This window comes from Myxococcales bacterium, assembly GCA_012517325.1.
Lineage (GTDB): Bacteria > Lernaellota > Lernaellaia > Lernaellales > Lernaellaceae > JAAYVF01.
Genome location: JAAYVF010000020.1, coordinates 13,495 through 27,004, shown reverse-complemented (window position 1 = coordinate 27,004; position 13,510 = coordinate 13,495). Strand labels below are relative to the sequence as shown.

The following is a 13,510-nucleotide window of genomic DNA, read 5'->3' as shown; positions in this document are numbered from 1 at the left end:
CAGGGAAGTCAGGCCGAAATTACCCACCACTTCGAAAATGCCCGACAGCGCCAGCGCGAGGCCGAAGCGCCCGAAATCGTCGACGGTCATCGCTCGGGCCACCAGAACTGCGATCACGACCGACAAGCCGCGGCGCGCCGCCTCGGCGATCAGAAGAATGAGGCTGTTTTTCGCGACCCGGGAACCGCTCACGCATACCTCGCATAGAGCTCTTCGTAGCGTCGCGCCATGCCTTTCACGCTGTAATGCTGCTGCCAGATGTCCCGGCTCTTCACGCCGAACCGGCGCCGTTTATCCGCATCCCGCACCAGTTCCGCGAGCGCCGCCGCCATCTGGCCGAGGTCGCGCGGCGTTACCAGCAGCCCGTTTTCCCGGGTGATCACCGCCTTGGAAACGTCGCCCACGTCGGTGGCCAGGATCGGCAACGAGGCGCTCATCGCCTCGAGGATGCTCATCGGCAGGCCTTCCCAGTCGGAGGGCAGCGCGAAGATGTCGACGACCCGGTAAAGCGCCGCCGCGTCGAGCCGCCAGCCGGGCAAAAAGACCCGATCTTCCAATTGGCATTCCCGGCGCAGCCGCTCGAGGGTTTCGCGTTCGGCGCCCTCGCCGCCGACGATCAGCCGGCAGTCCAGGCCTTGTTTGCGCAATTCGCCCATGGCCTGAATCAGCAGGCCGATGTTCTTCTGCTTTTCGAGCCGCGCCATGGTCAGCAGCGTCGGCATGTCGCCGGTCAGCCCGAATTCCTCCCGCAGCCGGCCGGCGGTCGCCGCGTCGATTTCGGAAATCTCCTCCACGCCGTTGGGAATCACGGTGATTTTTTTCTCCGGCCAATGCAGCCGTTTCACCAGTTCCTGCTTGTTGTGTTCGCTGACGCTGACGATCTCGTTCACCAGCCGCGACAACACCATTTCCGTGGCAACGACCGTCGGGCGCTCCGGGAAATAGCGGCTGTGGTCGGTGACGATGATGCCGTTGCTTCGGGCCAGCAAACCGGCCCAGGTGCCGGTGAACATCGGCCCGCTGTTGTGCGCGTGGACGATGCGGATCCGGCGTTCCCGCAGGATTTTCGCCAGCCGCCCGGGCAGGCCGAAATCCTTGCCCGGTTTCTTGTTCAGGGCGATCACCTCGATGCCCGCGGCTTCCAGTTGCGGCGCGAAGTGGCCGGGAATCGTCAAACAGATAACCAGGGATTTGTACGGACTGCCCAAATGCATGGCCAAATGCGCGGCCACCCGCTCCATGCCGCCGACTTCCAGACTATGAACGACTTGTACGACTCCTACCGGTTCCATTGCCTCCCCACATACGATGGTTTTTTTACTGACTTCGGCTTGGCGCTCAATATAGCTTACCGCCAGTGGATTTCCTACCCGATTTTTCCGCCCGCGCCCAGCCGGCCAGACGCCCGCCCGCCAGGCAGAACCGGCGCAGCCAGCAAAGCGGCGGCACCGCCGGGAAGGACCGCCAATCGCGCCGAACCCACAACCAGCGCAGCGCCAGCCGGTTTTCGGCGCGATCCGTGCAAAGCGCGACCAACGCGGCCAGAACGACCGGCAACCAGAGCGGCCGGGCCAGCGCGCCGGCGACGAGCGCGGCCGGGATCGCCGCCAGCAAGCCCGCCTTCAACCCTTGCGCGAGCCAGGCCGCGGCGGTCGGTTTTTCGTCCAGCCCGCGCGCCCGCGCCTTGTGCCAGGCCTCGCGCGCCCAGGCGCCCCAGGTGTCCGGGTTGCGGTGCCGGATCGTCGCCCAGCCGGCGACGCCCGTGCGACGGCCGAGCCGGCCGATCCGCCGCGCCAGATCGAGGTCCTCGCCGTGGTGCAACGTCTCGTCGAAGCCGCCCGCCGCCGCGAATGCTTCCCGCCGGTAGCACCAGGCGCCGGTGCCGCGCCGGCCGAGCGCTACCAGGGAATGCGCGGCGATCCAGACGGCGTCGCCCCAGCGCGTCACCGCGTTGTCGCGCCCGGTCCAGGCCCGGACGCCCAGGGCGATGGACGCGCCGACTTCCGGGTCGGCCAGGGCCCGCAGGCAGGTGCGCAGGTGGTCCGGGGCGTAGCAGCCGTCGGCCTCGGCGAAAAACAGGACGTCGCCGCCGACGTGTTTCGCGCCTTCGTTGCGCGCGCCGCCGGCCCCGCCGTTGACGGCGCGGCGCACGACGCGCGCCCCGGCGGTTTGCGCGGCCTCGGCCGTGCCGTCGGTGGACCCGTCGTCCACGACCACCAGGTCGATCGTCACGCCGCGTTGATTTTGCAGGCTGGCCAGGCAGGCGGCGATGGTGTCGGCCGCGTTGTAGGCGGGGACGACGACGCCCAGCGGGCCGGCGAGCGCCGGCGGTTTGGCCGCGGGGTCGACCCATTTCGGTTTGACCAATCCGTACACCGATTCCTCCCGAGCGCCGCCACCTTAACACAGAATCGGCGCGGCAAACCATCGCCTTGTGAGCCCGAACCCACCGGCGCTACAATGGCCGATATCCCGCCTTTATTCGTGGAGGAAATTCATGCATACCCTGCGGGCCGCGCTTTGCCTGACGTGTCTGCTGCTCGTGACTTCCCTCGCCCTGGCCGACGGCGGCCCGACGATCGCGCCGCTGAAGCTCGACGAGGCGACCGTTTACGACCATCCCTTGACCCCGGTTTTCCGCGCCGGCGATGAGGCGGCCCCCGTGCCGCTCGTCCGGCCGGCCGCCGACGAGACCTTCGGCGCCAACTACCTCAACGCCTACGAACAAATGATCTGGAGCGTCAATCCGGCCGTGGGCGAAATCGACGCGCCGGAGATCGAAACCCTGAGCCAGACCATGCTGGACGCCGTCGCCGTGGCGCCCGACTGGCTGAAAATGCGCGTCGCCCACCGCTTTTTCGAGGTCAACGCCACGATCGCCGAGGAACTGGCCGAAATCCTGCTCGACCCGATCGACGACCGCTATCGCGACGAATACGCCTTCCTGATCGCCTACCTGAGCAAAAGCGATCTCGAGGGCGTCAACGACCGCCTCGCCTTCTTCGAGGCGAACGTCGGCTTGATCTACGAATACGACGAACTGCTCGATTACGTCGAGGTCGTCGATAGCGGCGAATCCGGCAAGGGCGATTACGGCACGACCCTGCGCTACCACCTGATCGCGGACGGCGAGGAAACGACCTACGACCTGCCGCGCGACATCTACTACTGGCACGTCGTGCATCCGAAACTCGACGTGGAAGGCATCGACCAGGTCGATCCGCTCACCGGTTACGACGCCGACCCCGGCGAAGGCGGCTACTTCTGGCGCGAATACCTGATGTACGACGTCGGCGACGGGCGCGGCTATCAGGCGCCGATGTATTTCCAAGACGTGGACGCCGCCGACCTGCAGGGCCTCGCGCCCAGCGCGCGCGGCTACCTGACGGACTTGTCCATCCACAACCTGGAAATCATCTACCACGGCACCGGCCGCGACGTGGCCTTCGCCGAGTTCGCTTACGGGTCCGGGCAGATCTTCGCGACGACGGTCCGCCTTGCGGCGGCGTCCGCGGCCAACGGCTGCCCGCTGCTCGAAAACCTGCTCGACCAGGGCAACGGCGACCTGCTGCTGCCGGCGGCCTCACCGATCGCCCTGCTGGCCGACACGCTGGTGCCGGAATTCCAGACCGCCCTGACCGACCTCGGCCGCTGGGCCGACGCGACCGTCATCGACAGCGCCACGCTGGCGGGCTACGGCGACACCGAATGGGCGACGTTCCAGACGATCTACAAAAAGGCCGTCGTGCTGCCGAATCAGCCGCTGGCCCTCTACCAGGCCGTGGCGAACGCCAAGACCCAGCTCGAAACCTTCGTCAGCAATTACCGGGTCCTCGAACTGCACCTGGATACCGCCGACGCCGACGACCCGGCGGGCCTGGTGTTCCCCGGCGGCTTCACCACCGTCGCGCAGGCGGCGAACGAAACCGACACGGTGACCGTCTACGGCCGGCCGGCACTGGCCGACATGCTCGCGGGCGTGACCCTGCTGTGGGACGGCGAGACCAAGTGGCTGTCGGGCGACCGGCCGCTCTGGGAAAACACCGACGCGGTCAGCGCCGTCGGCAACTGGATCGGCAAGAACATGCTCGACAACATCCAGGAGCGGTACGACAACGGAGCGCCGGTCGAGCGGTCACTGGATCCGGTGCGCATCGCCTACAACCACTACGGCAACTGCGGCGAATTGCAGGACATCGGCGCCGCCGCCATGCGCACGGCGCTGATCCCGGCGGGGCTGGTCAGCACCATCAACGAGGACCACGTCTGGAACGAGTTCTATGCCGACGACGAGTGGCACCCCTTCCAGGTCGATTGGAGCAACGGCGGCAACACCATCAACAACCCGGGCATCGCCTACGACAAGCAGGTCGGCGGCAGCAAGGACATCAGTTTCGCGGTCTTCTGGCTCGGCGACGGCCGGGTTGAAGCCGTGCCCGAACGCTACAGCGACCACATCACCGTCAATTTCGCCCTCACCGACGCCGACGGGGCGCCGGTTCCCGACGCGCGCATCGATATCTACTCCGAGGGTTGGGGCACCACCTCGAAGTATCAGGGCTTCTGGCTGATCACCGACCCCGACGGGTTGGCCTCGGTGAAACTGGGCGAAAACCGCAACTACTTCATCTACATCGAAAGCGGCGCGGGCGTGTATCCGGACACCGGCAAAGGCGAAAAAACGCCGCTGGAATGGATCGTCAAGGCCGCCGACGCAACGGCGAACGCCACGTTCGACTACACGCACCAGTTCGCGCAACCCCTGGTGAACGACCAGCCGCTCGAGTTCGAGCAGCTCAACGACACCTACGCCCTGCACCTAACGTTCAACGCGACCGACCGGCTGGCCGGCACGAAAAGCGCCTTCAGCGCCGCGCGGCCGTACTACCCGTTCGATCCGCCGCTGGTCGACGTGTTCCTGGTCAACGACAAGAACCTCGAAAAGGCCCGGACGAACCAGGCGTTCAAGGCGGCCTACGCCTGGACAGGCTTGTCCTCGTTCGACGAAGCGATCTACCCGCCCGACGATCGGACGTGGCACCTGCTGGTGACCCACCACAGCGCGCCGCTGTCGGACCACCTGCTCGACATCGCCGTCACCGCCGAGGGCGACCTCTACGTCCCGGCTGAACCAACCGACGATGACGACGACGATCAGGCGGACGACGACGATCAGTCCGGCGGCGGGGATGACGACGACGATGACGCCGGTTGCGGGTGCTGACGAAAAACGGAAACGGTTACTGGTTGTTATCAGCCGGCGCCGCTCCGCACGGCGTTATTTATTGTATTGTAACAAATAGAATACATTAACGATCATTCTTGACAAGAATCGGCTGGATGACGACAATACTGACAGTCCAGTGCCGCAAGTCGGCTCGATAGGGTTCGCCCCGCTGGACTTCATTTTTTTAATCTTGCTTCCGAAATTTTTCCGGCTAATCTCCCGATTTCACTAGCGAAGGGTGTCAATTCGCTTTCGGGCGGAAACACCTTCAATCCATCGAGCTTTTCAGATGGGGTATTGGCCGAATTATAGATGTAGGGAAATATTCTTTGAAAATGCTCGTAATCGAGCGTTTTCCGCGAAAATGCATGGTAAAAATTATAGGCAGCAAAGTCGGCAAGTTGAATGCCGTTCGAGAGTTCGCTACGCACAAACAGTGGCATCTCGATGACATGACCCAACTTCTGTCCCGAAGTCGCTTGCGTTCGTAACAGGTAAGCATGCTTTTCCGCGAGATTCTGATTCGCCTGGCGACTGACATCATCGCGAAGAAAAATCACATTGTGACGGTCATGGCGTTCGCGCATGAAGTTTTCGACTCGCTCCAGAAGCAATTCCCAAGCTTTGCGATGCAGCTTGTCTTGATCCATGTATCCCAGAAGATTCCGTTTGTCGACCACAATGGCGAAAAGGGTCATTTTCGCGTATTCAATCTGATAGTAACACAAGTTGACCAAAGCGGTCAGTTCATCCGGTGACAGATTGGAAAGAAACTGACGCTCGCGACGCAATTTGGGAATTCGAATCCACGACGATTTCAATTCGCAATCAGCCAAGGATAGATCCAACCCTCTCGTTTGTTTGATCTTTGTTCGCAGTTGATCCTTGCGGTCATCAATAATCCCTGAGAATTTCGACCACTTGAAATCCAAGACACAAAGACCGCAAAGAACGTAAATATACGGCTTTTCCTTGGCGTCCCGGCACAAACGCTTGGTATCCACATCCAATGATCCCGCCTCGTCGACATAACAAAAATACATTCCGCTTGCTCCTTTCGGCGATCGTGGACCAGCACATTTTTCTGAATACAAGATATCAATAATTATCGCAATTAGTGATTGAATTGTTCGGTGGGTTCCGGTTCAACATCATTCGCCGGTCGGCGCCGCGAACCCGCCGAGCACCCAGCGGGCGGCGTCTTTGACCTTGTCGTAGACGGTGACGTGGCTGACGCCGGGGGCGACAGCCAGCCGGACATCGACGCCCTGGGCGGTCAGTTCGGCGAGGGCGGCGCCGGCTTTCTTGGCGTTGAACGAGGTGTCGCGTTCGCCGGCGAGCAGAAAGACGTGCTTGCCCTTGAGCAGCGCCGGCTTCGCGTACGGCCGGCAGGCGTGGAAGATCACCGCCGCCACCTCGGCGTTGCGGTTCTCCACGATGGCGGCGGCGGCCAATCCGCCCGCGCTGTAGCCCACGACCACGGTCCGCTCCGGGTCGATCCGGTAATCGCGGTGGATCTCGTCCCACACTTGCAGCAGGTAATCGCGGTCGGCCTTGCTGGTGCTCCAAGTGGAAACCGCGGCGCCGCCGCGCGGCTTGGGCGTGGCCTGCGGCGCGACGACCAGATAGCCGCCCTGCAATGCTTCGTGCCACAGCCGCCCGTAACTGAGCGCCTCGCCGCCCCACCCGTGCAGTGCGAACAAGAGCGGCGTTTTTTCGCCCGGCGGTTCGAGCGGCGGAAAGACCAGGTAGCGGCCGTCCGGCACGTTCGGAACCTCATGCCAGGGCGAGCGCTCGGCTTGCGGCGCCGTCGCGCAGGCGAGGCCCAGCACCAAAAAAGCGATAAAAACGGTAGCGGCTCGTTTCACGAAGCGGATCATATCGCGGCGGCCGGCCGGATTCCAGGCAAGAAAAAACCCGGCCCAGCGCGCGGCCGGACCGGGCCTGAAAATCGAGGTTCGCGGATCAGCTTTCCTGCAAGCGACGGAATTCGAGCGATTTCGCCAGTTTGAAGAAGTCGCCCTGGATCGGCACGAAGCGCAGGCGGGTCCGGAACGTGACCGGATCGATCAGCGATTCGAACGGCACGTTCTTGATTTCCAGGTTGTCGCCGACGCTGACCATGTTGCCGCTGAGGCCTTCCTTGATGAACCGGAAGGCGCCCATGCCGAGCTGGCTGCCGAGGGTGATATCGAACGCCGACGGCTCGGCGCAACGCGTGGTATAGCCGACCGTCTCGGACTTGATGTGCAGCTTTTTGCCCGTCGTCTTCTTGTACAGATCGCCGATGGCCTTGCTCAGCCGATAGCCGAAGAAAGCCTCGGAAAATTTGGTGTTGCCGTGTTCGTCCACTTCGTGCGGCCGTTGGTCGTCGGGCAGGCGATCGACCAGGCCCTCCGAAACCAGCACGACGCCGTAGTGCTTGCCGTACTTCTCGCGCTCCATGACGAGTTCGAAGATTTCCTTGGCCAGATCGTTCAGATCGACCTTCGAGCCCATTTCCTCGGGGCCGATCATCCGCACGGCCTCGCCCGCGATGCCGGCGCCCAGGGTGTACCAACCGGTTTTGCGGCCCATCAATTCGAGAATCCACCACGAATCGGTGGTCTGGGCCTCGGCGTTGAACACCTTGATCGCCTGGCGGGCGTGCTCGATCGCCGTGAAGTAGCCGAAGGTCCAGGGAATGCCGTAGTAGTCGTTGTCGATGGTCTTGGGCACGTGCACGACCGGCAGGCCGAGCAGATGCAGGTAGAAGGCGGTTTTCAGCGTGTCGTCGCCGCCGATGGAAATCAGCGCCTGAATCCCCATGAATTCCAGGGCGTCCAGGACGTTGTACAGCTTGACCGACCGTTTCGGATCGATCAGGTCGTGCGGGTTGCGGATTTCGGCGTTGGCCACCTTGCTCGGGTTGGCGCGCGACGTCTTGATGATGATGCCGCCGAGTTGGCGGATCTTGGTCACGTCTTCATAGCCCAGCCGCTTGAAATGAACGCCTTCGCGGAATTGCCGCGGCTTTTCGCGGTTGAACTGCTCGAGGTGCTCGTAGCCTTTGTAAAAACCGATGACTTCCCAGCCATCGTTGAGGAACGACAAGGCCGCGCCGGAAATGACCGCGTTGCCGCCCGGCGCCGGGCCGCCGGAAAACAGCATGCCGACCCGCTTCTGTTTCGTGCCGTGATATTTGCGCGCGGATGCCAGAATCTTATGGATGCTGTCCATGGCCGCTTGATCGGGATGAATCAGGTTGTCGTTGTCCACCATGACCGGCGGGACGGTTTTGCCGGTCGCCGTTTGAGGCGATGATTTCTTTCTGGCCATCATTTGCTCCTTCCACGCTGCGTCGCCGATAGACGCTCGCTCTCGGGTTTCAGTGTCGCCGTTTATCTTTATTTCCACTTTGAAAAAGCGTCAAGCTCCGTCCGGGCCGGATTCAGCGGATCGGCCGGCCGGAGATCCCGGCGCGGACAATAAAACAGGGCTCTGACGGCAGAGCCCTGTCCTGGCATGCATCCAGAGGTTGGAAGCGTCGATCAATAAGCGCCGCAGCCGCCCACGTCGGTGCTGTCGTCGTGCGTGCTCTTGAGTTTGTCGCCGCTTTTGCCTTCGTCGTCGTCGCCGGCGGTGTCGTCGTCGGTGGTGTCGTCGTTGTCGTCGTTATCGTCGTTGTCGTCGTTGTCGTCGTCGTCGGTGGCGTCGTCGTCGGCCGCGTCATCATCCGCCATGGTGTCGTTGTCGTCGTCGGACGCGGTGTCGTTGTCGTCGTCGGACGCGGTGTCGTCATCCGCCGCCGCCGCGGGTTCTTCGGCCGCCGGTTGATCGGTCGCCGAAACGAAGCCGAAAGCCAATAACAAGGCGAAAACCGCTGCTACAACCAGAAAAAGATGAAAAGCGCGCATCAAATCTCTCCTCGTGCCGAAAAATCGCTATTTGTCTCGTCTTCCCCGCAGGGTCGAAGCATTATACTCATCGGGTAGCGGAGGTCAAACGGAAAAAACCTCTCTTCGACGGGGCCGGAATAAAAAAACCGCAACCCGGTCGGATTGCGGTTTCTCGAACCACGGAGAGGGCGGGATTTGAACCCGCGGGACGCTTTTAACGTCCACACGATTTCCAGTCGTGCACCTTCGGCCACTCGGTCACCTCTCCAGCCAAACCGCCAAGGGCCGTAAAAAAAACGGAGAGAAAGGGATTCGAACCCCCGGTACCGTTACCGGTACACCTGATTTCGAGTCAGGCGCCTTCGACCAACTCGGCCATCTCTCCAGATTTTACTATTTGTTGCGACGGAGCCGGAAAAATTCGCTGAGCGCCATTCCACAGCGATCGGCCAGCACGCCCGCGGTCAGCTCGACCCGGTGGTTCAGCCGCGGATCGGTGGCCGCCTGGTACAGCGATTCGATCGCGCCGGCTTTCGGGTCCGCCGCGCCGTAGACCAGCCGGTCGATCCGCGCCAGGACGATCGCCCCGGCGCACATCAGGCACGGCTCGAGGGTCACGTACAGGGTGCACCCGGTCAGCCGCCAGCGGCCCAGCCGTCGGGCGGCCTCGCGCAGGGCCAGAATTTCGGCGTGCGCGGTCGGATCGAAATCCGCCTCCCGCCGATTATGCGCCCGGCTGACGACCTCGCCCGCGCAAACCACCACGGCGCCGATCGGGGTTTCGCCGATCGCCGCCGCCGCGGCCGCTTCGGTCAAGGCCAGCTCCATCATCTCAACATCGTTTTCGAAAGAACGAGTAATCCCGTCCCGCGGAAGACGGTTGTTTTTACCTACAAGATCATCCGCCGTCAAGCTGATACTCCGCCGCGCCCGGCTATTTGCCGTACAACGCGCGCAGCCGATCCTGCTCGCGATCGACCCATTGCACGATTTCCTCCAGGCCGTCGGCCAGGCCGGTGGCCGGTTGCCAGCCCAACAGGTCCCGGACGGTGGAGGTATCGGTGATATAGACCACGTGATCGGCCTTGCGCGGCGTCTCGATGATTTTCACCGGCACCGTGCGGCCGAATCGCCGTTCGCACCAGGCGGTCATTTCGCGCAGCGAAAGAGTGGTTTCCATGCCGCCGCCGATGTTGAACACGTGGCCGGCCGCGCGGTCGATGTGCTTGATTTCAAGTTCGACGAGGCGGTTGATGTCCGGCGTGAAAAGGGCGTCGCGGACCTGTTTGCCGTCCCAGCCGATATACGCCAGCGGCAGGCCGAACTGAAAGGCGATGATCCACCACGCCACCCAGCCCTGCGCCGACTTCCCGAACTGCCCCGGGCCGGCCAGGCAGGAAAAGCGGTTGACGACCGTCCGCACGCCGAAGGCGTCGAACCATTCCTGGCAGATGAGGTCGCCGCAAATCTTGGAAACCCCGTAGATCGAGTGCTGGCCGCCGTCGACGTCGAACCGTTCGCTGATGCCGCGGGCGAACGAAAAACCGGCGGCCTGATAGCCGCTGGCGGCGTCCCACTCCCAGCGTGTGGCGGCTTCGCGGACCGGAATCGCGTTGACGCGGTCGCCGCTGTAGACCTTGTTGGTGCTCCAGAAGATCAAAATGGCGTCGTCGCGCCGGGCTTTTTCCAGCACGTTGACCAGGCCGAACGTATTGTTGCTCAGGTCGAAATACGGATTGGCGTAACCGTCGATGGCGCTGGGTTGGGCGCTCGTTTCGCAGATCGCGTCGTACTTCGGCAAGGCCGCCAGATCCTCGGCGTTGCGCACATCGCCGTGCACATAGCGGACGCCGAGCGCCGTCAGGTCGTATACATTGTATTCGCTGCCGCGGCGCACCAGGTTGTCCAGGACCGTAACGTCCCAACCTTGCTGCAAAAAGTGCCGGGCCAGATTGGCGCCGACAAAACCGCAGCCGCCGGTGATGAGCATCTTCATCGATCATCCCCCAAAATGACGAAAAATCCGAGTCGGTAGGATCATCTTAGCGCACCAAACCGGGCCGGCAAAGGCCCGTCCGGTCACTTCAACTCGGCGGGGCCGAGCAGCGCGCCGTCGGCCAGCAGAACCTGCGAATCGAAGAGATTGATCCCCCACAATCGCCCGCTGACCATGACCTTCTCGCCCGGTTTCAGCCGTTCCAGGGTCGTATTCTGTAGCGGGTCGAAATACACTTTGATCTTCAGGCCGGTGAAATCCAGCGGTTCCAGGGTCAGTTCGCTCTGGGTGGTGGTGTAAATGGAAACCTGGCTGATTTTGCCGTTCCATTTGACCCACAGGCCGGGAAACGAGTCGCGCCAGATTTTCTTCCGGGCCGCCAGTTCCAGGTTGGGTTTGTTGAAGACCTCGGCGTGGATCCGTTGCGGGGAAATTTTGCTGTACGGCCGCTCGTCAGGCGGCGGCGCGGTGGAATCGATTTTCGGCGTCTCGGCTTTGACCGAATAGACGGTTTCATAAACCAGGCCGAAAATCAGCACCGCGACCAGGGGCGCCAGGACAAAAACGGTCATCGCGATTTTGGTCGATTTTTTCCAGGCCAACCCCAGCCACATGAAAAGCAGCGAAAGCGGCGCGCAGGTGAAAAACAGCCCGATGAACAACAACACCCGCAGGGCATGATTCGCCGGTTTGGCGACTTTTTCCTTTTGATCGAAGGGCTGCGGCACCCGCTCGGCGGCCGACCAGATTTCCGCCTGGCGCAGGATTTCATCCGGCGTCCAATCGCTGCCGCAATAATCGCAGACGAAACTGCCTTTCTTCAAAGTCGCGCCGCAAGACAGGCATTTCTGGGTCATCCGTCGTTCCCCGGTTGCAAAACCATTCGAGTGAAAACCATTTCAACCGAAACAACCGCGGTTTGCAATGTAAAAGACGGACACACCCGCCTGGGAAGCGACGGCCGGAATGATTATATTCATCCGCAAGGATGCAATCGCGGAGGGAGAACCAGATGAAAATCCATCGACTGACCTGGCTCGTGATTTTCGCGGTCCTTTTCACCGGTGCCTGCGGCTCGCCGTCCGGCGACGACGATGACGCCGCCGGCGAAACCGACGATGACGCCGCCGCCGATGACGATCATTCTCCGGCCGATGACGACGACAATGACGACGATAACGACAACGACGACACCGAGCCGCCCTGCGACGAAACCCGGACGCCGATCGTTTTCGTCCACGGTTTTCTGGAGGTCGGCGACGCCTTCGCGACGCAGGCGATGCGCTTTACGTCCAACGGCTATTGCCGCGACCGCATTTTCGCCTTCGACTATAACACGCTCTTCGGTCCGTTCGGCACCAATGAAAGCCTCGACGCGCTGATTGACGCGGTGCTGGCCCGCACCGGCGCGGCCAAGATCGATCTACTGGGCCACAGCCTCGGCGGCGCGGTCTGCTATCAGTACCTGGAACCGGCGGCGAACGCCGCCAAGGTGGCGCATTACGTCAGCCTGGCGTCCTTTCCGCTCGGCGAGGTGCCCAACGGCGTGCCGGGAATGAACGTTTCCTCGACCGCCGACACGATGGCCGGTCCCAGCACGATGCCGGGCGGCGAAAACGTCTCGTTCGACGACCTGGATCACCTCCAGGTGGCGACCTCCGAAAAAACCTTCGCCGCGCTGTATCCGTTCTTCAACGGCGGCGAAACGCCCGCTACCACGGAAATCGTCCCCGAGGAAATCATCCGGATCGGCGGGCGCGCGGTGACGTTCGCGGAAAACGCGCCGGCGCCGAACGCGCACATCCAAATCTTCAAACTGGATCCCGAAACCGGCGCGCGGCTGACCGAGGAACCGGCGGCCGACCTGATTACCGACCGGTTGGGCTACTGGGGCGCTTTCACCGCAGCGCCGGACGCCTTTTACGAATTCGTCTGCCTGGACCCGAGCGGCGATTGGCCGCCGGTGCATTACTACCGCGAGCCGTTCACCCGCTCCAATGCCATGGTTTACTTCCGTGTTTTTCCGCCCAAACAAAGCTTGCTGGGGCTGGCGTTTCGCCTGTTGCCGCTCAATGACGATTACGCGATTTTCGCCTGGCTCAACATCAACCAGGCCGCGGTGTACGGGCGCGACACCTTCGCCGTCAACGAATTCGACCTGGCGACGCCGGAAATGACCGACCCGTCGATCACGACGATCACCGTGTTTTTCTTCGACACGAACTTCAACGGCGTCAGCGACGGAGCTCCGGCGGGTGGGATTTGGAGCAGTTTTCCGTTCCTGCGGGCGTTCGATTTGTGGTTGCCGGCGACCGGATCGACCCGTTTTCAATTCGACGGCCGCGAGATGAACATCCGCAACTGGCCGTCGAAAACCGACGGGCTGTCGATCGCGGTCTTCGAATAGCG

The 13,510-nt window shown here is 62.4% G+C and carries 12 protein-coding genes and 2 tRNA genes; 2 read left to right on the top strand and 12 right to left on the bottom strand.

The annotated features are described in order from the left end of the window. The 3 genes from GX444_04355 to GX444_04345 all read right to left on the bottom strand — a co-directional run. On the bottom strand, positions 1 to 192 hold a 192-nt coding region (locus GX444_04355; protein NLH47818.1), incomplete at its 3' end, for an oligosaccharide flippase family protein. Beyond that, complete coding sequence (locus GX444_04350) at positions 189 to 1,292, bottom strand: glycosyltransferase (GenBank protein ID NLH47817.1); 1,104 nt, start codon at positions 1,290 to 1,292, stop codon at positions 189 to 191. The genes GX444_04350 and GX444_04355, both read right to left, overlap by 4 nt. 46 nt (positions 1,293 to 1,338) lie before the next feature. After that, positions 1,339 to 2,376, bottom strand: a complete 1,038-nt coding sequence (locus GX444_04345) for a glycosyltransferase family 2 protein (GenBank protein ID NLH47816.1) — start codon at positions 2,374 to 2,376, stop codon at positions 1,339 to 1,341. Positions 2,377 to 2,497: 121 nt separating this feature from the next. Between GX444_04345 and GX444_04340 the strand changes: the two genes are divergently transcribed. Further along, positions 2,498 to 5,224, top strand: a complete 2,727-nt coding sequence (locus tag GX444_04340; GenBank protein ID NLH47815.1) for a transglutaminase domain-containing protein — start codon at positions 2,498 to 2,500, stop codon at positions 5,222 to 5,224. Between the two features lie 179 nt (positions 5,225 to 5,403). Here the strand turns inward: GX444_04340 and GX444_04335 are convergent, their stop codons facing one another. From GX444_04335 to GX444_04295, 9 genes are all read right to left on the bottom strand, one after another. Next, complete coding sequence (locus tag GX444_04335) at positions 5,404 to 6,270, bottom strand: DUF3800 domain-containing protein (protein NLH47814.1); 867 nt, start codon at positions 6,268 to 6,270, stop codon at positions 5,404 to 5,406. A 108-nt stretch (positions 6,271 to 6,378) separates the two neighbouring features. Next, the gene (locus GX444_04330) at positions 6,379 to 7,095 is read right to left on the bottom strand and encodes a hypothetical protein (protein NLH47813.1); all 717 of its coding nucleotides are present in this window, start codon (positions 7,093 to 7,095) and stop codon (positions 6,379 to 6,381) included. 97 nt (positions 7,096 to 7,192) lie between these two features. Beyond that, positions 7,193 to 8,545 carry a 6-phosphofructokinase gene (locus GX444_04325; protein NLH47812.1) on the bottom strand — a complete coding sequence of 451 codons (1,353 nt, stop codon included), beginning with the start codon at positions 8,543 to 8,545 and terminating at the stop codon, positions 7,193 to 7,195. A gap of 212 nt (positions 8,546 to 8,757) precedes the next feature. Then, positions 8,758 to 9,123: a hypothetical protein gene (locus GX444_04320; GenBank protein ID NLH47811.1), complete on the bottom strand. Its 366-nt coding sequence runs from the start codon at positions 9,121 to 9,123 to the stop codon at positions 8,758 to 8,760. 162 nt (positions 9,124 to 9,285) lie between these two features. Then, positions 9,286 to 9,373 (bottom strand) — tRNA-Ser (locus GX444_04315). Between the two features lie 29 nt (positions 9,374 to 9,402). After that, positions 9,403 to 9,490: transfer RNA gene (locus tag GX444_04310), tRNA-Ser, on the bottom strand. An 8-nt stretch (positions 9,491 to 9,498) separates the two neighbouring features. Beyond that, the gene (locus tag GX444_04305; protein ID NLH47810.1) at positions 9,499 to 9,933 is read right to left on the bottom strand and encodes a nucleoside deaminase; all 435 of its coding nucleotides are present in this window, start codon (positions 9,931 to 9,933) and stop codon (positions 9,499 to 9,501) included. Between the two features lie 106 nt (positions 9,934 to 10,039). Continuing rightward, the gene (locus GX444_04300) at positions 10,040 to 11,101 is read right to left on the bottom strand and encodes an NAD-dependent epimerase/dehydratase family protein (GenBank protein NLH47809.1); all 1,062 of its coding nucleotides are present in this window, start codon (positions 11,099 to 11,101) and stop codon (positions 10,040 to 10,042) included. An 83-nt stretch (positions 11,102 to 11,184) separates the two neighbouring features. Then, the gene (locus tag GX444_04295) at positions 11,185 to 11,958 is read right to left on the bottom strand and encodes a hypothetical protein (GenBank protein ID NLH47808.1); all 774 of its coding nucleotides are present in this window, start codon (positions 11,956 to 11,958) and stop codon (positions 11,185 to 11,187) included. Between the two features lie 155 nt (positions 11,959 to 12,113). On the opposite strand from GX444_04295, the gene GX444_04290 reads away from it, so the two are divergent. Continuing rightward, on the top strand, positions 12,114 to 13,508 hold the full coding sequence (locus GX444_04290) for an alpha/beta fold hydrolase (protein NLH47807.1): 1,395 nt from the start codon (positions 12,114 to 12,116) through the stop codon (positions 13,506 to 13,508). The last annotated feature ends 2 nt before the right edge of the window (positions 13,509 to 13,510 follow it).

Excerpts from the sequence above, each read along its gene's own strand:
- GX444_04340 (NLH47815.1), top strand. The coding sequence starts at position 2,498 with ATGCATACCCTGCGGGCCGCGCTTTGCCTGACGTGTCTGCTGCTCGTG.
- GX444_04320 (NLH47811.1), bottom strand. The coding sequence starts at position 9,123 with ATGCGCGCTTTTCATCTTTTTCTGGTTGTAGCAGCGGTTTTCGCCTTG.
- GX444_04300 (NLH47809.1), bottom strand. The coding sequence starts at position 11,101 with ATGAAGATGCTCATCACCGGCGGCTGCGGTTTTGTCGGCGCCAATCTG.
- GX444_04295 (NLH47808.1), bottom strand. The coding sequence starts at position 11,958 with ATGACCCAGAAATGCCTGTCTTGCGGCGCGACTTTGAAGAAAGGCAGT.
- GX444_04350 (NLH47817.1), bottom strand. The coding sequence starts at position 1,292 with ATGGAACCGGTAGGAGTCGTACAAGTCGTTCATAGTCTGGAAGTCGGC.
- GX444_04335 (NLH47814.1), bottom strand. The coding sequence starts at position 6,270 with ATGTATTTTTGTTATGTCGACGAGGCGGGATCATTGGATGTGGATACC.
- GX444_04305 (NLH47810.1), bottom strand. The coding sequence starts at position 9,933 with ATGGAGCTGGCCTTGACCGAAGCGGCCGCGGCGGCGGCGATCGGCGAA.
- GX444_04290 (NLH47807.1), top strand. The coding sequence starts at position 12,114 with ATGAAAATCCATCGACTGACCTGGCTCGTGATTTTCGCGGTCCTTTTC.
- GX444_04325 (NLH47812.1), bottom strand. The coding sequence starts at position 8,545 with ATGGCCAGAAAGAAATCATCGCCTCAAACGGCGACCGGCAAAACCGTC.